At 68.2% G+C, this 18,276-nt stretch carries 16 protein-coding genes; 8 read left to right on the top strand and 8 right to left on the bottom strand.

From position 1 onward, the window contains the following. Positions 1 to 26 precede the first annotated feature (26 nt). The gene (locus LHP98_RS12295; RefSeq protein ID WP_227252822.1) at positions 27 to 443 is read left to right on the top strand and encodes a hypothetical protein; all 417 of its coding nucleotides are present in this window, start codon (positions 27 to 29) and stop codon (positions 441 to 443) included. A gap of 79 nt (positions 444 to 522) precedes the next feature. Here the strand turns inward: LHP98_RS12295 and LHP98_RS12290 are convergent, their stop codons facing one another. Next, entirely contained in the window at positions 523 to 1,650 is a 1,128-nt protein-coding gene (locus LHP98_RS12290; protein WP_227252821.1) for an NAD(P)/FAD-dependent oxidoreductase, read from the bottom strand. 207 nt (positions 1,651 to 1,857) lie between these two features. Here LHP98_RS12290 and LHP98_RS12285 point away from each other — a divergent pair, with 207 nt between their 5' ends. From LHP98_RS12285 to LHP98_RS12265, 5 genes are all read left to right on the top strand, one after another. Then, positions 1,858 to 3,108 carry a sarcosine oxidase subunit beta family protein gene (locus LHP98_RS12285; RefSeq protein WP_227252820.1) on the top strand — a complete coding sequence of 417 codons (1,251 nt, stop codon included), beginning with the start codon at positions 1,858 to 1,860 and terminating at the stop codon, positions 3,106 to 3,108. A 178-nt stretch (positions 3,109 to 3,286) separates the two neighbouring features. Beyond that, complete coding sequence (locus LHP98_RS12280; RefSeq protein WP_227252819.1) at positions 3,287 to 3,553, top strand: sarcosine oxidase subunit delta; 267 nt, start codon at positions 3,287 to 3,289, stop codon at positions 3,551 to 3,553. Further along, positions 3,550 to 6,465, top strand: coding sequence for a sarcosine oxidase subunit alpha family protein (locus tag LHP98_RS12275; protein WP_227252818.1), 2,916 nt, complete (start codon positions 3,550 to 3,552; stop codon positions 6,463 to 6,465). Before LHP98_RS12280 ends, LHP98_RS12275 begins: the two co-directional genes overlap by 4 nt. Continuing rightward, on the top strand, positions 6,458 to 7,012 hold the full coding sequence (locus LHP98_RS12270) for a sarcosine oxidase subunit gamma (RefSeq protein ID WP_227252817.1): 555 nt from the start codon (positions 6,458 to 6,460) through the stop codon (positions 7,010 to 7,012). The genes LHP98_RS12275 and LHP98_RS12270 overlap by 8 nt, the downstream gene beginning before the upstream one ends. Positions 7,013 to 7,207: 195 nt before the next feature. After that, positions 7,208 to 8,395 (top strand): DegT/DnrJ/EryC1/StrS family aminotransferase, encoded by a 1,188-nt coding sequence (locus tag LHP98_RS12265; RefSeq protein WP_227252816.1) that lies wholly within the window; start codon positions 7,208 to 7,210, stop codon positions 8,393 to 8,395. A gap of 7 nt (positions 8,396 to 8,402) precedes the next feature. On the opposite strand, the gene LHP98_RS12260 is transcribed toward LHP98_RS12265, so the two are convergent. The 4 genes from LHP98_RS12260 to phaC all read right to left on the bottom strand — a co-directional run bounded on the left by LHP98_RS12260 (position 8,403) and on the right by phaC (position 12,592). Further along, a complete protein-coding gene (locus LHP98_RS12260) occupies positions 8,403 to 9,353 on the bottom strand; it encodes a LysR family transcriptional regulator (RefSeq protein WP_227252815.1) in 951 nt (316 codons plus the stop codon). 3 nt (positions 9,354 to 9,356) lie between these two features. Then, entirely contained in the window at positions 9,357 to 9,911 is a 555-nt protein-coding gene (gene phaR / locus LHP98_RS12255) for a polyhydroxyalkanoate synthesis repressor PhaR (protein ID WP_227252814.1), read from the bottom strand. A 152-nt stretch (positions 9,912 to 10,063) separates the two neighbouring features. Then, on the bottom strand, positions 10,064 to 10,513 hold the full coding sequence (locus LHP98_RS12250) for a phasin family protein (RefSeq protein ID WP_227252813.1): 450 nt from the start codon (positions 10,511 to 10,513) through the stop codon (positions 10,064 to 10,066). 273 nt (positions 10,514 to 10,786) lie between these two features. Next, a complete protein-coding gene (gene phaC, locus LHP98_RS12245) occupies positions 10,787 to 12,592 on the bottom strand; it encodes a class I poly(R)-hydroxyalkanoic acid synthase (protein WP_227252812.1) in 1,806 nt (601 codons plus the stop codon). 108 nt (positions 12,593 to 12,700) lie between these two features. Between phaC and phaZ the strand changes: the two genes are divergently transcribed. Then, a complete protein-coding gene (gene phaZ, locus LHP98_RS12240; protein ID WP_227252811.1) occupies positions 12,701 to 13,987 on the top strand; it encodes a polyhydroxyalkanoate depolymerase in 1,287 nt (428 codons plus the stop codon). A gap of 10 nt (positions 13,988 to 13,997) precedes the next feature. On the opposite strand, the gene LHP98_RS12235 is transcribed toward phaZ, so the two are convergent. Genes LHP98_RS12235 through LHP98_RS12225 form a run of 3 tightly spaced genes read right to left on the bottom strand, consistent with a single transcriptional unit; the run spans position 13,998 to position 16,145 of the window. Continuing rightward, positions 13,998 to 14,705, bottom strand: coding sequence for an alpha/beta fold hydrolase (locus LHP98_RS12235; protein WP_227252810.1), 708 nt, complete (start codon positions 14,703 to 14,705; stop codon positions 13,998 to 14,000). Then, positions 14,702 to 15,454, bottom strand: coding sequence for an alpha/beta hydrolase (locus tag LHP98_RS12230; RefSeq protein WP_227252809.1), 753 nt, complete (start codon positions 15,452 to 15,454; stop codon positions 14,702 to 14,704). Before LHP98_RS12230 ends, LHP98_RS12235 begins: the two co-directional genes overlap by 4 nt. Before the next feature lie 28 nt (positions 15,455 to 15,482). Next, positions 15,483 to 16,145: a DNA-3-methyladenine glycosylase I gene (locus LHP98_RS12225; protein ID WP_227252808.1), complete on the bottom strand. Its 663-nt coding sequence runs from the start codon at positions 16,143 to 16,145 to the stop codon at positions 15,483 to 15,485. Positions 16,146 to 16,292: 147 nt separating this feature from the next. Between LHP98_RS12225 and thrS the strand changes: the two genes are divergently transcribed. After that, positions 16,293 to 18,239, top strand: coding sequence for a threonine--tRNA ligase (gene thrS, locus LHP98_RS12220; protein ID WP_227252807.1), 1,947 nt, complete (start codon positions 16,293 to 16,295; stop codon positions 18,237 to 18,239). The last annotated feature ends 37 nt before the right edge of the window (positions 18,240 to 18,276 follow it).

Here is an 18,276-nt window from a genome sequence, read left to right as displayed (position 1 = left end):
CGTCCGCCTGCCAAGGAGATTGCGCGATGAAGGCTGTTGTCCCGCTGCTTGCGGCCCTGCTGGCGCCCCCCGCGCTGGCGCAGGAGATCGTGTTCACCCCCGAAGAGCCGGCTGGCATCGCCGGCTATTCGGCCTGGCAGGACGCGCAGGGGCGCGTGCCGGGCGCGACCTATGGCTACGGCGCGGCCGATCTGGACGGCGACGGCGTCGATGAGGCGCTGGTCAAGATCACCGAGCCGACCTGGTGCAATGGCGACATGGAGCATTGCCGGGTGGTCATTGTCCGCCAGGAAGGCGAGACCTGGGAAACCTACGGCTATCCCTATGCCAAGACGGTGACCGTGCTGGAGACGGTCACCAACGGCTGGAAGGACCTGCAGATCGACGACCATGTCGAGGTCAAGGGCGAAGGCCAGGGGATCCACTACATGCTGAAGCCCTGAGCGGCGGCCGGGCGCCGATTTCCGAATTCGGAAATCGTGCACGGAATTCGACTTCGAATTCCGGTTCCCCGGGCCGGCGTCAGCGATAGGTCCGCAGGTAGTGCCGCTCGAAGGCGCGTTTCAGCCAATGCAGGGGTTTCATCCGCGGCAGGACCAGGTTCAGCTTGCCACGGCGGAACACCAGCATGCCGCTGTCGAGCGTGTCCATGATGCAGACAAGCTCCGGGGTGAACCGCTTCGTCGGCGCCTGTCCGGCCAGTTCGGAGGCGATGTTCGCCGCCGCCGCCGCAGCCTGCAGGTCGGCCTGGTGGGCCTGTTTCGGCATCCAGTCCGGGCCGGGGTAACTGCCCGCGTCGCCGGCGACCCAGATGCCGGGGGCGCCCTCGACCCGGCACATCGCATCGGCCTTGACCATGCCGCCGGGGGACAGCGGCAGGTCCGAGGCGGCCAGCCAGTCCGGTCCGGTCATGCCGGGCTGGAACAGGATCAGGTCGGCCGCAATCTCTCCGCCTTCCGTCACCACCCGGCCGGGATCGATGCGGGTCATCTTGTGGCCGAGGTGGGTCTCGATGCCGCGGCGGGCGAATTCGGCCAGGATGCCGTCCACCGCCTTTTCCCCCAGCCGGGCGCCGGGCCGTTCGGCGGGGCTGAAGAAGACGATGCGCACCGCGTCGCGGCGCCCCTGCCGGCGCAGAAGCGTGTCCAGGATGAAGGCGTATTCGAACATCGGCCCGCCGCGCATGGCGCCGGGTTCGGCCGGGTTGGTGGCCATGCCGATGGCGATGGTGCCTTCGCGCAGGGCGTCGAACCGGGCCGCAAGCGCCTCGGCCGGGGCCAGGCCTTCGCAGGGGATGATGGCATTCTCGATGCCCGGCAGCTTCTTCAGGAAGCGTCCGCCGGTGGCGATCAGGATGTGGTCGGCGGTGACCGGGCCGGCGTCGGTTTCCACCGTCCGGCTGGCGGTGGCAAGGCCGGTGACCCGGGCCTTGAGGTGGCGCACGTCGTGGCGGGCGAAGAACCCCGCCAGCGGCAGGCGCAGGCCCTTGGGTGTGCGCAGACCGGCGGGAATCCAGATCGACGACGGCAGGTAGTGCAACTCGTCGCGCGGCGAGATCACGGTGATCTGGGCCTGCACCTTGCGGCGGCGCAACTCGCGCACGGCGGTCAGTGCGGCGAAGCCTGAGCCGAGGAGGACGATCTGGGTCATGGCGGCTCCTGCCGGGTTCAAATTCATTTTTATGAATGTAATGGACAGGCGTCGCGGGCGCAAGGGGCGCGGTGCGGCAGCAGGACGCGTGGCCGGTTGGGTCGAAAGCGACAGGGGCTGTCGCGGGCAGGCAGGCCTGTGGCCGCGCCGCCTTGCAAACCGGAGGCAAAGCCGGTTCAGTGGCACCGGAACGACAGGAGCGGCAGGATGCGCTATTCGGGCCTGAAGGTCTTGACCGAGGGGCTGTTCGGCAACAAGGGCTGGAAGCCGGCCTGGCGCGACCCTGCCCCCAAGGCCGAATACGATGCCATCGTGATCGGCGGCGGCGGGCACGGGCTGTCCACCGCCTACTACCTGGCGAAGAACCACAAGCTGACCAATGTCGCGGTGCTGGAAAAGGGCTACCTCGGCGGCGGCAACGTCGGCCGCAACACCACCATCGTGCGGGCCAACTACTTCCTGCCCGGCAACCAGGAATTCTACAGCCACTCGCTGAAGCTGTGGGAAGGGCTGGAGGCCGAGCTGAACTACAACGTGATGCATTCGCAGCGCGGCCTGATCAACCTGTTCCACTCGGACGGCCAGCGCGACGCCTTCGCCCGCCGCGGCAACGCCATGGTCACGCTGGGCGACGACGCGGTGCTGCTGGACCGCGAGGGCGTGCGCGAGCTGCTGCCCTGGCTGGATTTCGAACAGACCCGCTTCCCGATCTACGGCGGCCTTCTGCACCCGCGCGGCGGCACGGCGCGGCATGACGCGGTGGCCTGGGGCTATGCCAGGGCGGGCGACCGGCGCGGCGTCGACCTGATCCAGAACTGCGAGGTGACCGGCATCGATATCGAGGGTGGCCGCGTCGTCGGCGTGCAGACCACCCGCGGCGCGATCCGGGCGAAAAAGGTCGGCATCGTGGTGGCGGGCCGCTCCAGCCAGGTCGCGGCGATGGCCGGGATGCGGCTGCCGATCGAAAGCCACGTCCTGCAGGCCTTCGTGACCGAGGGGCTCAAGCCGGTGATCGACCATGTCATCAGCTTCGGCATGGGCCACTTCTACATCTCGCAGTCCGACAAGGGCGGCCTGGTCTTCGGCGGCGACCTGGATTTCTACGCGTCATACGCCGCACGCGGCAACCTGCCGATGGTGGAACACGTGATGGAGGCCGGCATGACTCTGATGCCGATGATCGGCCGCGCCCGCGTGCTGCGCAGCTGGGGCGGGATCATGGACATGTCGCCCGACGGCAGCCCCATCATCGACAAGACCCATGTCGAGGGCCTCTACCTCGACTGCGGCTGGAACTACGGCGGCTTCAAGGCCGTGCCCGCCAGCGGCTGGTGCATGGCGCATCTGATGGCCACCGACCAGCCCCACGACGTCGCCCGCCGCTTCCGCCTTGACCGTTTCCGCACCGGCCACCTTCTTGACGAAGAAGGCACCGGCAGCCAGCACAACCTGCATTGACCGTCATGCCCCACCCGCACGCCACCCGCCCGGACCTGCCGTCGGATGCCTCCGGCGGGGATATTTTCAGACAGATGAAATCGGCAGTGTTTTCATCTGTCCAAAAATATCCCGGGGTGAGCGCGCAGCGCGAGGGGCAGCGCCCCTCTGCGACGCCAGCCCGCAAGGAGACCGCCCGATGCGCCTGACCTGCCCCCTTTGCGGCGACCGCGACCGGCGGGAGTTCCATTATTACGGCTCCGACGCCTATCTTGACCGTCCGGCCGAAGGGGCTGCGCCGGCGGCCTGGGACGACTATCTGCACAACCGCGACAACCCCGCCGGGCTGACCAAGGACCTTTGGTATCATGAGCAGGGCTGTGCGCAGTGGCTGGTGGTGACGCGCAATACCGTCACGCATGAGGTTTCGGCGGTGGAACTGGTCGCCGGGAGGGCGGGGGCATGAGGATCGAGGGCAAGGGCCTGATCGACCGCGCCCATCCGGTGCGCTTCAGCTTCGACGGCACCTCCTACGGCGGCTATCGCGGCGACACGCTGGCCTCGGCGCTTCTGGCCAATGGCGTGCGGCTGATGGGGCGCAGCTTCAAGTATCACCGGCCGCGCGGGCCGCTGACCGCCGGGTCGGAGGAGCCGAATGCGCTGGTGGAAATCCACGGCAAGACCAACCAGACGCCGAACGTGCGGGCGACGGTGCAGGAGATCTTCGACGGCCTTGAGGCGCGCAGCCAGAACCGCCTGGGCAGCCTGAAATACGACCTGCTCGAGGTGAATGACCTGCTGGCCCCGTTCTTCAGTGCGGGCTTCTACTACAAGACCTTCATGTGGCCCCGCGCCTTCTGGGAAAGCGTCTATGAGCCGATGATCCGCCGGGCGGCCGGCCTGGGCCGGCTGTCGGGCAAGCATGACGAGGGGGCCTACGAAAAGGCCTGGGCCTGGTGCGACCTTCTGGTGATCGGGGCCGGGCCGGCGGGGCTGATGGCGGCGCTGACGGCGGCGCGGGCCGGGGCACAGGTGATTCTGGCCGACGAGACCCCGATCCTGGGCGGCCGGCTGGCCAGCGACGGCGGGATGATCGGCGGCGAACCCGCGCTGGTCTGGGCGGCCGCCGTCGAGGCCGAGTTGCGCAGCCTGCCCAACGTGCGGATCATGACGCGCACCACCATCACCGGCGCCTATGACAACGGCACCTATGGCGCGCTGGAGCGGGTGGGGCTGCACCGGCCCGCCAAGGCCAACCTGCCGCGCGAATGCTTCTGGCGCATCGTCGCCCGTCGCGCGGTGCTGGCGGCGGGGGCGATGGAGCGGCCTGTGGCTTTCCCCGACAACGACCGGCCGGGGATCATGCTGACCAGCGCGGTGCGCACCTACCTGAACCGCTACGGCGTGGTGCCCGGCCAGCGGATCACCATCTTCGACGGCAGCGAAACGGGGCGCGCGCTGGCGCGCGAGTTGATGGCGGCGGGCGTGCAGGTGGCGGGAATCATCGACCCGCGGCCCGATGCCTCGTCGCTGGAAGACTGCCCGGTGCATCTGGGTGCCGAGGTGGTGGGCAGCCGTGGCCGTCTGGGGCTGAGCGGCATCACCGTGCGCAAGGGTGCCGAGACCTTTGAGGTCGAGACCGATTGCCTGGCGATCTCGGGCGGCTGGAACCCCACGCTGCACCTGACCTGCCACATGAACGGCCGGCCGCGCTGGGCCGAGGATCTGATGGCCTTCGTGCCGATGGAGGGCGCGGTGCCGGGGCTGGTGGCGGCGGGGGCGGCGGCGGGCCGGTTCTCGACCCATGGCGCGCTGGCGGGGGGCCAGGCGGCGGCACAGGGTGCGCTGGCCGACCTTGGCTTCAAGGTGCCGGACATTGCGCTGCCCGAGGCCGAGGATGCGCCCTGCCAGCCGCGCGCCCTGTGGGCGGTGGCGGCCGAGGGGCGGGCCTGGGTGGATTTCGCCAATGACGTGACCACCAAGGACGTGCGGCTGGCGGCCCAGGAAAACTACCGCAGCGTCGAGCACATGAAGCGCTATACCACGCAGGGGATGGCGCCGGACCAGGGCAAGAACTCCAACGTCGCGGCGCTGGCGGTGCTGGCCGATGCCACCGGGCGGTCGATCCCCGAGACCGGGATCACCACCTTCCGGCCGCCTTACGTGCCGGTGTCGATTGCGGCCATGGGGGCTGGCGGGCGGGGGGCGGGCTTCGCGCCGCAACGCTTGATGACCAGCGATCAGGCCAGCCGCGACCGGATGGCGCCGATGATCGAGGCCGGGCTGTGGTATCGGCCGAGCTATTTCCCCAAGCCGGGCGAGACGACCTGGAAGGAAGCCTGCGACCGCGAAGTGATGATGGTGCGCAATGCGGTGGGGGTGGCGGATGTGTCCACCCTGGGCAAGATCGACATTCAGGGCCGCGATGCCGCGCGGTTCCTGGACTTGGTCTATACCAACACCTTCAGCACGCTGCCGGTGGGCCGGGTGCGCTATGGCCTGATGCTGCGCGAAGACGGGATGGTGCTGGACGACGGCACCAGCGCGCGCCTGGGTGAAAACCATTTCCTGATGACCACCACCACCGCCGCGGCGGGGCTGGTGATGCGGCATCTGGATTTCGTGCATCAGGCGTTCTGCGCGGATTGGGACCTGCGGTTCATCTCCGTCACCGAATCCTGGGCGCAGTTCGCCGTGGCCGGGCCGAAGGCGCGGGCGCTGCTGAACTCGATGCTCGATGCGCCGCTGGGGGATGTGCCGTTCATGGGCCTGGCCTCGGTGCCGGTCGGCGGGGTCGAGGCGCGGCTGTTCCGCATCTCGTTCAGCGGCGAGGAGGGCTATGAGATCGCGGTGCCCACCCGCTATGGCGAGGCGCTGTTCCGCGACCTGCTGGCGCGGGCCGAGACCATGGGCGGCGGCCCCTACGGGATGGAAGCGCTGAACGTCCTGCGGATCGAGAAGGGCTTTGTCACCCATGCCGAGATTCACGGCCGGGTGACGGCCTTCGACATCGGCATGGCCAAGATAGTCAGCGCGAAGAAGGATTGCATCGGCAAGGCGGCCAGCCAGCGGCCAGGACTGTCCGGCCCCGAACGGCAACAACTGGTCGGCCTGCGGTCGTTTGCGCCGCTGACGGCTGGGGCGCATCTGTTCCGGCCCGGCGCGGTGATCGGGCAGGCCGCGGACGAGGGCTATTCCACCAGCACCTGCTGGTCGCCGACGTTGAACTGCTGGCTGGCGCTGGCCTTTCTGACCGACGGTCGCGCAAGGCTGGGCGAGCAGGTCCGGCTGGTCGATCATCTGCGGGGCAAGGACGTTGTCTGCGACGTCTGCGACCCGGTGTTCCTGGACCCGGACGGAGGGCGGATGCGTGCCTGAGCTGATAGCGAAAGAGGCCTGGCAGGGCCAGGCCGCGGTGACCAGGGCCGGGCTGGTGCTGGCGCCGCTGCAGGACCGGCCGATCTGGTCGGTGGCGCTGTTTCCCGGTGGCGCGGATGGCGCCGCGACGGCGCTGGAGAGCCTTGGGCTGGGCTTCCCGGAGCCGAACCGCTGGGTATCGGCGGCCGAGGTGCGGCTGGTCTGGACGGGCCGCGCGCAGGCCTTCCTGATGGGGGCCGAGCCGCCGGCGGGGCTGGCGGGGCATGCGGCGGTGACCGACCAGTCGGGCGGCTGGGCCGGGGTGTCGCTGTCGGGCCCGGCCGGCCCCGAGGCGCTGGCGCGGCTGGTGCCGGTGGACCTGCGGCCAGGGAGCTTTCCCGCGGGCGCGGCGATCCGGGCGCCGGTGAATCACATGTCGGCGGTGATCCTGCGGACGGGGCCGGAGACGGTGGAGGTCTGGGTCTTCCGGTCGATGGCGCGGACCCTGTGGCACGAGTTGACCGAGGTGCTGGCGCGGTTCGAGGCCCGCGCGACGGTGGCCGGGTAGCCGATTTCCGAAGTCGGAAATCGTGGACGGAATTCGACTTCGAATTCCGGCGCCCGGGAGAAAACGGTTCGCGACGTGACCCCGCAAGGGAACAATCCGGTGGCAGAAACCGGCCGGGCGACAGATTTGTCACTGGCGCGTCACCCGCGCAGTGTTTACATCCTTCCTGAAGCAGACTTTCAGGAAAGCTGAAGCATGGCCCCCGACGGACAGACCCTTGCCCCCAACGTCTATGATGCCGAATCCATCCCCGAGGCCGCGCGGGCCGAGATTGACCGGCTGCTGATCTCGGGCGACCTGTTTCGCTACACCGCACCCTCGGACGCCCCGGTGACGCTGCTGGAACAGGAATTCGCCGACCTGATGGGCGCGCGCTATGCGCTGGCGGTGTCGTCCTGCTCGGCGGCGCTGTTCCTGTCCCTGAAGGCGCTGGACCTGCCCCGAGGCGCCAGGGTGCCGATCCCGGCCTTCACCTTTGCCGCCGTGCCGTCCTCGGTCGTGCATGCCGATTGCGTGCCGGTGCTGGTGGAAGTGGGCGCGAACTACCGTGTCGACATGGAGGATTTCGCGGCCAAGCTGCCCGGTGCGGACGCGGTGATGATCAGCCACATGCGCGGGCATACCAGCGACATGGACGCGATCATGGCGCTGTGCGATGCCGCCGGCATTCCGGTGATCGAGGACGCCGCCCACAGCCTGGGCACCGAATGGCACGGCCGCAAGATCGGCACCATCGGCAAGGTGGGCTGCTTCAGTTTCCAGTCCTACAAGCTGGTGAACGCCGGCGAGGGCGGGATCATGATCACCGACGACCCGGAAATCGCGGCCCGCGCCATCATCATGTCCGGCGCCTATGAGGAAAACTGGAAGAAGCACCCGGGCCTGTCGAACAGCTGCGCGCATTGGCAGAACAAGCTGCCGCTGTATAACCTGCGGATGCAGAACCTGTCGGCGGCGGTGATCCGGCCGCAACTGCCGCTGGTCGCCGAGCGGGTGGAAAAGGGCCGGGCGAACCACGACCGGGTGGCCGAGCGCCTGAACGGCTGCGCCTGGCTGCATGTGCCCGATCCGCTGGGGCCGGAAGAGCGCGCGCCGGATTCGATTCAGTTCAATCTGGCGGGTGACTGGTCGGATGCCGAGGCATTGGCCTTCCAGAAGGCGGCCAAGGCGCGCGGGGTTTCGGTGCAGGTATTCGGCCTGTCGGAAGGCAACGCGCGGGCCTACTGGAACTGGCAGTTCCTGGGCGATGTGCCCGAATTGCCGCAGACCCGGGCCATGCTGATGCGGGCCTGCGACGTGCGCCTTCCGACGCGGCTGGCCGAGGCCGAGCTGGACTTCATCTCGGGTGCGATCGTGGCCGCGGCCGAGGATGTGAAGGGCTGAGCATCGCCTACAGGACGGCGAGGCTGTCCCCGAGGAAGGGGTAGGCCTCGCGCATGGGGATGACCACCTCGGCTGCGATCAGGCCGCGCAGGCGGCGGGCGATCAGGTCGGGGATGTCGCGCAGCATGCCGGCGCGGGCGGACAGCGACAGCGTGCGGTCAAGCGGCGCGAAGGGCAGGGGCTGCACCTCGACCTGCGGGCGGAACCGCCGCGCCTGATGCAGCGCCAGCGGCGTCAGGATGGCCCAGCCCGCCCCGGCGGCCACCATCGCCAGAATGGCGTGGTAGCTGTCCAGTTCGAACCGCGAGGCCGGCTTGACCCCCAGCCGGGCCAGGTGCTGGGCGACCTGGCGGCCGATCAGGTGGCGCGCGGTATACTGGATCAACGGCAAGTCGGCCGGCGACCGGCCCCTGGGGCAGACGGCGACGAAGGGATCGCGCAGGATCGGATGCACCTCGCGCGCGGGCGCCTCGGCGCCCGGCTCGCCGGGCAGGTCGGTGGCCACGATCACGTCCACCGCGCGGGCGTCAAGCTGGTCGATCAGCCGGTGCGACGGGCCGGTCTCCAAGAGGAAGCGGCAGCCCTTCAGCTCTTCCGACAGGCCCGAGAGCAGCCGTGGGGTCACGTCGGCCTCGAAATCCTCGATCATGCCCAGCCGCAGGGTGGTCAGGCCGGCCAGATCGGCGCGCGCCAGTTCGGCCCGCGCCTCAAGCGCGGCGTTCAGCATCACCTGGGCGTGGCGGCGGAACATGGTGCCGGCGGGGGTCATCCGCATCGGGCGGCCCCCGCGGTCCAGAAGCGATGCCCCCAGCGCCGTCTCGAGCCCCGACAGCTGCTGGCTGACGGCCGAAGGGCTGACGCCCAGCCGCCGCGCCGCGGCGGAAATGGCGCCTTCCTCGGCGGCGGCGAGAAAGACCTCGATGCCCCAGAGCGTGACTCGGCCCTCGGGGTCTGCCATGGATCAGAGCTTCGCGAGCTTGGCCTGCAGATCCGCGAGCTGCTTCTTGATTTCGGCGATGTCGTCGGGCTTTTCGGGCGTGTCGTCGTCGCGCGCGGGGCCGGAGGACCCCCAGGCGGGCAACCCGCCCATCATCGACTTGAGAAACAGTTCCTGCTGCTTGCGCATCGCCTCGAAGCCGGGCATCGCGGCAAGCGGGTTGGGGAAATGGGTCAGGTTCTCGACCATCTTGGCCTGACTTTCGCGCAGCATGTCGAAGCTGGCGGCCAGGAACTGCGGCATCACCGCCTGCATGTTGGTGGCGTAGCTGCGCACCAGATCGGTCAGCACGTTCACCGGCAGCACGTTCTCGCCCTTGGATTCATGCTCGGCCACGATCTGCAGCAGGTATTGCCGGGTCAGGTCGTCGCCGGATTTCAGATCGACGATCTGCACCTCGCGGCCGGCGTGGATGAAGCCGGCGATGTCTTCCAGGGTGACGTAATCCGAGGTCTCGGTGTTGTAGAGGCGGCGGCTGGCGTAGCGCTTGATCAGAAGCGGCTTGTCGGTGTCGGCCATGCGAACCCTCCCCGGGATGCTGCGCGCGTTTCGCGCTTGCAGAGAAGTCTAGGGCAGGGGCGCAGAAAAAAGCAAGGGCGGGCTCTGGATGAGCCCGCCCTGCTTTGCGGTTGGCCGATGCGTCCGGGAGCGGGACGCAAGGACCGATCGGCTTACTTCGCGGCGGTGGCGGCCTTCTTGGCGACCGAGGTCACTTCGTTGGTGGCCTTCTTGACGGCGGCGGTGGTCTCTTCCGAGACTTCCTTGCCCGCAGCCAGCATCAGCTCGACGGTTTCCATCTGGACCTTCTTGGCCACTTCGGCGAAGGCGGCCATGTTCTCGGCGGCCATCTCGGCAGCGGCCGACGCGAAGTCGGTGATCGCCTTGGTGTAGTCGGCCGGGTCGGTCTTGGCCTTGGACATGTCGGCCAGCTTGGCCAGCGAGTCCTTGGTCCACTTGGCGGTGATCTCGGTCGATTTCTCGGCGGCCTCGATGGCAACCTTCGAGAATTTCTCGCCGAAAGCGGCCTGGGTCTTGAACGCGTTCTGGAACGCGGAGGTGTCCATCGGGAAGGACGCCATCATGTCCTGGAACATCTTGCTCATATCGGGGGTCTTGGCCATTTTTCTGTCTCCTTAAGCCGGGCGCGAGCCGGATTTCATGTCCAGAGATATACATGCTGCACTGCAGCAAATCAAGAGTTTTTCTGCGGCGCAGCAAAACCGTCGGCTGAGAAAGGCCGATCCGCCCATCACCCCGCAGGCGATTGGCGGCGGTCGTTCGGCCAAGGTCTTGAGCGGACGTGCTTTCCCCGGCGTCACCTGCCGAAACGGCAGGCTGCCGGTCCGCGGCGGCGATCCGAGGACCGGGCGAAAGCCGCGCCGGCTTAGGGCGAATCAGGCCGTCAGAAGCTTTGGCTCGGCCACCACATAGCTGCCCGGCGCCGGGGCCAGGGCGGGGTGGACGCTGTCGCCCGGCACGCGCGCGTCGACCATGGGGCCTGAAGCCTTGGCCAGCCATTCGCCCCAGCGCGGCCACCAGCTGCCCTTGTGGAAACTGGCCGCGGCCTTCCAGGCGTCGGGGTCTCCGGCGACGGGGGCATCGGAAACGTAGTGGCCATACTTGTCGCGACCCGGCGGGTTGATGATGCCGGCGATGTGGCCGCTTTCGGCCAGGATGAAGGTCTTGGACTTCGACCCCATCTGCGCGATGCCGTTGAAGCTGCCGCGCCAGTGCGCGATGTGGTCGGTCTCGCAGGCGACGGCGCAGAGCGGCACCTTGACCTCGGCCAGGCTGACCGGATGGCCGAAGACGGGAAACCGGCCCTTGGCAAAGCCGTCCTGCTGGCACAGGCCGCGCAGGTATTCCACCGCCATCTTCGCCGGCAGGTTGGTGCCGTCGCCGTTCCAGTACAGGAGGTCGAAGGCCGGCGGCGCCTCGCCCAGCATGTAGGAGCGGATTGCCGGCTGGTAGATCAGGTCGTTCGAGCGCAGGAACGAGAAGGTCCGCGACATGAACAGCTTGGACAGGATGCCGTCCTTTGCGGTCTGGCGTTCGATGCCGTCGACAAAGTCGTCGTCCAGGAAGACGCCGACTTCGCCGGGGTCCGAGAAATCGGTCATCGTGGTGAAGAAGGTGGCGGTCTTGACCGTCTTGTCGCCGGCCTTTTCCAGATGGGCCAGGGTCAGGCCAAGGGTAGTGCCGGCGATGCAGTAGCCGGCGGCATTGATCTGGTCGACGCCGGTGATGCGGCGCACCTCGGCCATGGCGCGCAGGTAGCCGTCGCGGATGTAATCGTCCATGCCGATGCCGGCATAGGTGGCATCGGGGTTGGCCCAGGACACCACGAACAGGGTGAAGCCCTGGTCCACGATCCACTTGACCAGCGAATTCGCGGGTTTCAGGTCCAGGATGTAGAACTTGTTGATCCACGGCGGAAAGATCACCAGCGGCGTCTTGTGGACCTTCTCGGTGGTCGGCCGATACTGGATCAGCTCGAACATCTTGTTGCGATAGACCACGTCGCCGGGCGTGGTGGCCAGGTTGCTGCCGACGCGGAACGCCTCGCGGTCGGCCAGGGTGACCACCATCTCGCCGCTGTTGGCCTCGATGTCGCGCACCAGGTTTTCCAGGCCCTGCACCAGGCTTGCGCCATCGGTCGCCACCGCCTTTTCAAGCGCGTCGGGATTGGTGCCGAAAAAGTTCGTCGGGCTGAACATGTCGACGATCTGGCGGGTGAAGTAATCCACCCGGCGGCGATCCTCGGGGGCCAGCGCCTCCATGTCGCCCACGGCGGTCTGGATCGCCTCGGCGTTGAACAGGTATTGCTGCTTGAGGAAGTTGAAGTAGGGGTGGCTGTCCCACAGCGGGTTCTGGAACCGGCGATCCTTCGGGCCGGGGTCTTCGGGGGCGCGAAACTCGCCCTTGGCCAGCACCTGCTGGGCCTCGACATAGTGTTTCAGGGTCTTGCCCCAATAGGCGATCTGATGTTCCAGCACGCGGGCCGGGTTCTGCATCATCTCGGCCATGTAGGCGGTCGCGGCCTTCATGTAGACCTCGGCCGAGGGGCCGTGCAGGGCGGGATCATGCGCGCGGCGCTGCGTCAACGCCGCGGTAAGACGTTTCGACAACTCTTCGAGGCGTGCGAGATTGGCATCAAGTCTGTCTTGCCGCACCCCGCCGTCTTCGGTTTCAGTTGTCATGTCCGAACTTCCCCCCTATCGTCGCTGCTGTGCAGCATTGCGTCGCCGGACACCGGGGGGACATGTGACGCTGCGGTCGGGGTCCCTCCCGCGGTTCAGGAGATGCGCATGAAGTATATGACCACCTATGACCTGATGGAAAGCGCCCGCAACACCAACGAGTGGTTGGGCGCCACCGCGCGGGCGATGGCCAGCTATCCGATCTTCGCGCTGTCGATGAATCCGATGCTGCCCCTGATGGCGGCCTGGGGCGAAGTGACCGAGCGCACTTTCGCGCGGATGGTCGCCAAGCCCGACTGGGGCATCCGCTCGATTGTCGGGCCGGACGGCACCGACCACCTGGTCGACATCAAGACGGTGGTGGAAAAGCCTTTCGGCAACCTGGTGCAGTTCTTCGTGCGCCGCCGGGCGCCGATGGCGCGCAAGATCCTGCTGGTGGCGCCCATGTCGGGGCACTACGCCACGCTGTTGCGCTCGACGGTGTCGTCGCTGTTGCCCGATGCCGATGTCTATGTCACCGACTGGCACAACGCGCGCGACATCCCGGTCAGCGTCGGCAAGTTCGACGTGGAAGACTACACGCTGTATCTGGTCGACTTCATGCGCGAGCTGGGCCCCGATACCCATGTGATCGCAGTCTGCCAGCCGGTGCCGCTGACCCTGGCGGCCACCGCCTATCTGGCGGGCGAAGACCCCGAGGCGCAGCCGCGCAGCCTGACGCTGATCGGCGGTCCGGTGGACCCCGATGCGGCGGCGACCGAGGTCACCGATTTCGGCCGCCGGGTGACGATGGGCCAGCTTGAGCAGTCGGCGATCCAGCGGGTGGGCTTCAAGTACAAGGGCGCGGGGCGGCTGGTCTATCCGGGCCTGCTGCAACTGGCCGGCTTCATCTCGATGAACGGCGAGCGGCACAGCGAGGCCTTCCGCGAGCAGATCATGAAGGTCGCGCGCGGCGAGGCGGCGGACCACGACGCGCACAACCGGTTCTATGACGAATACCTGGCCGTGATGGACATGACGGCCGAGTTCTACCTGTCGACGGTCGAGCGCATCTTCAAGAACCGCGAGATCGCGCTGAACGAGTTTGTCGTGGCCGGCAAGCGGGTGGACATCGGCGCGATCACCCAGGTCGCGGTGAAGACGGTGGAAGGCGCCAACGACGACATCAGCGCGCCGGGGCAATGCGTGGCGGCGCTGAATCTGCTGACCGGCCTGCCGGACGAAAAGAAGGCCAGCCATGTCGAACCGGGGGCGGGCCACTATGGCATCTTCGCCGGCAAGAGCTGGCGGTTGAACATCCGGCCGCTGGTGCTGAACTTCATCGACGCCAATTCGGGCACGCCAGAGCCTGCGGCCAAGGGCCAGATCCGTCTGGCCGCCAGCAACACGCCGTAACCGGCCGCCCTTAGCGCAGCATCAGCGGGCCGGCGAGAAAGCCGCGCAGCGCGGTGCTGACGGCTTCGGGCTGTTCCAGTTGCGGCAGGTGGCCGGCCTCGGCAATCACCTCAAGCCGGCCGAAGGGCATCAGTCCCGCCAGCACCTCTTGCCGCCGCACCGGCACCAGCGGGTCGGCGGCGCCGGCCAGGATCAGCGCCGGCACCCGCGCGCTGCGCAGGGTCTTTTGCTGGTCGGGCCGGCGCTGCAGCGCGCGGATGTGGCGGACGTAGGTCTCAAGCCCCATTGCCGCGCCCATTTCCTGCATCATCGCCAGCACCTCGGCCCGCCATTCGCTGGCGACAAGGGCGGTCTCCGGCAGGTCCTCGTGCAGGGCTTCGGCCAGCCGGCCCGAGCGGGCGGTCACCAGGCGCGCCTCGCGCGCGGCGGCAACCGGCGGCGGTTCGGACAGCGGGTCGGTCGAGATCAGCGCGATGCGGCTGACGCGCTTGCCCGCCCGGCGCAGGATGTCGATGGCCACCTCGCCGCCCAGGCCATGGCCAACCAGGGCGAAGCGATCCGGCAGGATGGCCAGCGCGGACCGGCTCATCTGCTCGATGGTATCGCCCTGGGGCGGCACGACGATCACCGCCCGGTCGCTGCCCAGATGCATGATCTGCGGCAGGAAGGCCCGCGCATCGGCCATGAAGCCGGGGATCAGGACCAGGGGATCGTTCATCGGGCGGCGTGCTCCAGCACCTCGTCCAGCGTGGCGGCGATCAGCGCCAGTTCGTCGGGCCCCGAGAACCGGTGGTCGGCGCCCTTGACCAGGGTCAGCCGCAGATCGGGGCCGCTGGCGTGGGTCAGAAGCGCCAGAGCCACCGCGGGCGGCACATCGGTATCGGCCGTGCCTTGCAGGAAGCGCGCCGGGAAGGGCAGCGCAAGCGGCCGGGTCAGCACGGCCTGTCTGGCCCCGTCCTCGAACAGGCGGCGGGTGAAGACGTAGGGCGCCTCGGCGTAATCCGAGGGGCGTTCGATGCGGCCATGGGTCCGCACCTGTGCGCGTTGGGTTTCGGTCAACTCTTCGGTCCAGGTGCGTTCGGTGAAGTCCGGCGCGGCGGCGATGCCGACCAGGCCGGCCACGCGGGCGGGCAACTCGCGGGCGAGCAGGAGCGCGATCCAGCCGCCCATGGAAGAGCCGACCAGAACCTGCGGGCCGGTGGTCAGGGTCTCGACCGCGGCACGAGCATCATCGCGCCAGTCGCCGATGCATCCCTCGTCAAAGGCGCCGGAGGACTGGCCATGCCCGGAATAGTCGAACCGCAGGAAGGCGCGGCCCTGCGCGGCCGCCCAGTCGTGCAGGAAGCTGGCCTTGCTGCCCTGCATGTCGGACTTGAAACCGCCCAGGAACACGATGCCGGGGCTGTGCCCGGGCAGGCGGTTGAAGGCAAGGCGATGGCCCTGCGGCGTCATCAGGTATTCGGTCATGGGGCCTGTCCTGTCGGGCGCGGCAAGCCTAGTCCGCGTCGATGCTTTGCGCCAGAACCCGGCTGATCTCGGTCAGCGACCGGCCGCTTTCCGCCTTCCAGGCATTGAACGCGGCCTGCACGGCCCGCAGCGCCCTGGCCGAGGCCGCCGGGCCGTCGATGACGCCTTCGGCCTGCAGGCGGGCCACCACGTCGCGCGACAGGACAAAGCTTTCCTTGCCCATGGCGCGCAGGAGATACTGCCCGGTGCTGCCGCCCAGCCGGCTGAAATCGCGCGCCATACAGGCCAGCAGGCCGGCGAAGTCGGACGCCGGCCAGTCGGCGACGCGGGCGCCGAAACCGGGATTGGCGGCCAGCGCGACGGCGTTGTCGCGGATGGCGGTGATCTTGGCGCCCGAGCGGATCACCCGGGGGTCGGCCAGCAGAGCGTGCAACTCGTCGCCCTCGATCAGCGCCACCCGGCCGGGGGCGAAGCCGTGGAAGGCGGTCTCGATGCCGGGCCATTTCGCCTGAACCACCGCCCAGCTGATGCCGGCCTGGAAGATGCCGCGCGCCATCTGCGCCAGCCAGCGGTCATCGGGGATCGCGGCCAGCTCGGCGGCGGATTTCACCGGCGGCAGGCCGGAAAGCACGGCCTGAACGCTGCCCTTGCGGGCCACGGCGACGGCAAGGATGTCGGCAAAGCGGCGCATCGGCCGACTGTGGCAGAGCGCTGTTGCTGCGGCAAGCTGCCCTGCGCGACGGGGCTTGACGCCGCGCCGCCGCCGGCGCAAACCGGCGCCCGACATAACCCGCAACCGGGCGTTCCGTGGGCGCCAGACCGACGAGGAGCAAGGCCGATGGCCCAGATTTCCCTGACATTTCCCGATGGCAACCGGCGCAGCTATGCCGCGGGCGTGACCCCGGCCGAGGTGGCCGCCAGCATCGCGCCGTCGCTGGCCAAGGCCGCGATCTCGGCCCAGGTCAACGGCCTGCACTGGGACCTCGCCTGGCCGATCAAGGCCGACGCCACAATCAGCCTGAACACGCTGAAGGACGACGCGGCGGCGCTGGAACTGATCCGGCACGACTGCGCCCATATCATGGCCCGCGCGGTGCAGGAGATCTGGCCGGATGTGAAGGTCACCATCGGCCCGGTGCGCGACTATGGCTGGTTCTACGATTTCGACCGCGAAGAGCCCTTCACGCCCGAAGACCTGGGGGTGATCGAGGCGCGGATGAAGCAGATCATCAACGCCCGCGAACCGGTGCGGACGGAAGTCTGGGACCGCGCCCGTGCGGTGGAATATTACCGCGGCCGCGGCGAGGGCTACAAGCTGGAGCTGATCGAGCGCATCCCGGAAGACCAGGACATTCGCATGTATTGGCACGGGCCCTGGCAGGACCTGTGCCGCGGTCCGCACCTGCAGCACACCGGCCAGGTGCCGGCGGATGCCTTCAAGCTGACCCATGTCGCCGGGGCCTATTGGCTGGGCGACAGCAGCCGGCCGATGCTGCAGCGCATCTATGGCCTGGCGTTCCGGAACCGCGACGACCTCAAGGCCCACATGCACATGCTGGAAGAGGCCGCCAAGCGCGACCACCGCAAGCTGGGCCGCGAGATGGACCTGTTTCACATGCAGGAGGAAGCCCCGGGCCAGATCTTCTGGCACCCGAACGGCTGGACCATCTACACGCAGCTGCAGGACTACATGCGCCGCCGCCAGCGCGCCGACGGCTATGTCGAGGTCAACACGCCCATGGTGGTGAACCGCAAGCTGTGGGAAGCCTCGGGGCACTGGGAGAACTACCGCGAGCACATGTTCATCGTCGAGGTGGACGAGGAAGGCGCGCGGGAAAAGGTCATCAACGCGCTGAAGCCGATGAACTGCCCCTGCCACGTGCAGATCTTCAACCAGGGCATCAAGAGCTATCGCGACCTGCCGCTGCGGATGGCCGAGTTCGGGTCCTGCGCGCGGTACGAGCCGTCAGGCGCGCTGCACGGCATCATGCGGGTGCGCGGCTTTACCCAGGACGATGCGCATATCTTCTGCACCTTCGAGCAGGTGGAAGCGGAATCGAAGAAGTTCATCGAGTTCCTCAGCCGGGTCTATGCCGACCTTGGCTTCGACACCTGGCGGATCAAGCTTTCCACCCGGCCGGAAAAGCGCGTCGGCAGCGACGAGATGTGGGACAAGATGGAAACCGCGCTGGCCAATGCCGTCACCGCGGCGGGCCATGCCTATACCATCTTCCCCGGCGAGGGCGCCTTCTATGCGCCGAAGCTGGAATTCGTGCTGACCGATGCTATCGGTCGCGACTGGCAATGCGGCACGCTGCAGCTGGACCCGAACCTGCCCGAGCGGCTGGATGCGGCCTTCATCGGCGAGGATGGCGGCCGGCACCGGCCGTTCATGCTGCACCGGGCGTGCCTGGGGTCGTTCGAGCGCTTCATCGGCATCCTGATCGAGAACTTCTCGGGCAAGCTGCCGTTCTGGCTGGCGCCGCGGCAGGTGGTGGTGGCCTCGATCGTGTCGGACGCCGATCCTTTCGTGGCCGAGGTGGTGGCGGCGCTGGTCAAGGCGGGCGTGCGGGCCGAGGCCGACATCCGCAACGAGAAGATCAACTACAAGGTGCGCGAGCATTCGGTGGGCAAGGTGCCGGTGATCCTGGCCATCGGCATGAAGGAAGTCGAGGACCGGACCGTCAGTGTCCGCCGCCTGGGCGACACCCGGACCGAGACCATGGCGCTTGACGCCGCCCTTGCCGAGTTCACCTGCGCCGCCCTGCCGCCCGACCTGGCCTGAGCCTTCCCGGGGTGCTGCCTGCCGGGTGACCAGGCGA

The sequence above is a fragment of the Rhodobacter sp. Har01 genome (assembly GCF_020564565.1).
Classification (GTDB): domain Bacteria; phylum Pseudomonadota; class Alphaproteobacteria; order Rhodobacterales; family Rhodobacteraceae; genus Pseudogemmobacter.
The sequence above is the reverse complement of the archived record's forward strand: the minus strand, read 5'-3'. Positions and strand labels throughout refer to the sequence as shown.

What these genes read in the sequence shown, in the direction of transcription:
- LHP98_RS12295 (WP_227252822.1), top strand. Translation starts at nt 27, where the DNA reads ATGAAGGCTGTTGTCCCGCTGCTTGCGGCCCTGCTGGCGCCCCCCGCG.
- LHP98_RS12290 (WP_227252821.1), bottom strand. Translation starts at nt 1,650, where the DNA reads ATGACCCAGATCGTCCTCCTCGGCTCAGGCTTCGCCGCACTGACCGCC.
- LHP98_RS12285 (WP_227252820.1), top strand. Translation starts at nt 1,858, where the DNA reads ATGCGCTATTCGGGCCTGAAGGTCTTGACCGAGGGGCTGTTCGGCAAC.
- LHP98_RS12280 (WP_227252819.1), top strand. Translation starts at nt 3,287, where the DNA reads ATGCGCCTGACCTGCCCCCTTTGCGGCGACCGCGACCGGCGGGAGTTC.
- LHP98_RS12275 (WP_227252818.1), top strand. Translation starts at nt 3,550, where the DNA reads ATGAGGATCGAGGGCAAGGGCCTGATCGACCGCGCCCATCCGGTGCGC.
- LHP98_RS12265 (WP_227252816.1), top strand. Translation starts at nt 7,208, where the DNA reads ATGGCCCCCGACGGACAGACCCTTGCCCCCAACGTCTATGATGCCGAA.
- LHP98_RS12260 (WP_227252815.1), bottom strand. Translation starts at nt 9,353, where the DNA reads ATGGCAGACCCCGAGGGCCGAGTCACGCTCTGGGGCATCGAGGTCTTT.
- phaR (WP_227252814.1), bottom strand. Translation starts at nt 9,911, where the DNA reads ATGGCCGACACCGACAAGCCGCTTCTGATCAAGCGCTACGCCAGCCGC.
- LHP98_RS12250 (WP_227252813.1), bottom strand. Translation starts at nt 10,513, where the DNA reads ATGGCCAAGACCCCCGATATGAGCAAGATGTTCCAGGACATGATGGCG.
- phaC (WP_227252812.1), bottom strand. Translation starts at nt 12,592, where the DNA reads ATGACAACTGAAACCGAAGACGGCGGGGTGCGGCAAGACAGACTTGAT.
- phaZ (WP_227252811.1), top strand. Translation starts at nt 12,701, where the DNA reads ATGAAGTATATGACCACCTATGACCTGATGGAAAGCGCCCGCAACACC.
- LHP98_RS12235 (WP_227252810.1), bottom strand. Translation starts at nt 14,705, where the DNA reads ATGAACGATCCCCTGGTCCTGATCCCCGGCTTCATGGCCGATGCGCGG.
- LHP98_RS12230 (WP_227252809.1), bottom strand. Translation starts at nt 15,454, where the DNA reads ATGACCGAATACCTGATGACGCCGCAGGGCCATCGCCTTGCCTTCAAC.
- LHP98_RS12225 (WP_227252808.1), bottom strand. Translation starts at nt 16,145, where the DNA reads ATGCGCCGCTTTGCCGACATCCTTGCCGTCGCCGTGGCCCGCAAGGGC.
- thrS (WP_227252807.1), top strand. Translation starts at nt 16,293, where the DNA reads ATGGCCCAGATTTCCCTGACATTTCCCGATGGCAACCGGCGCAGCTAT.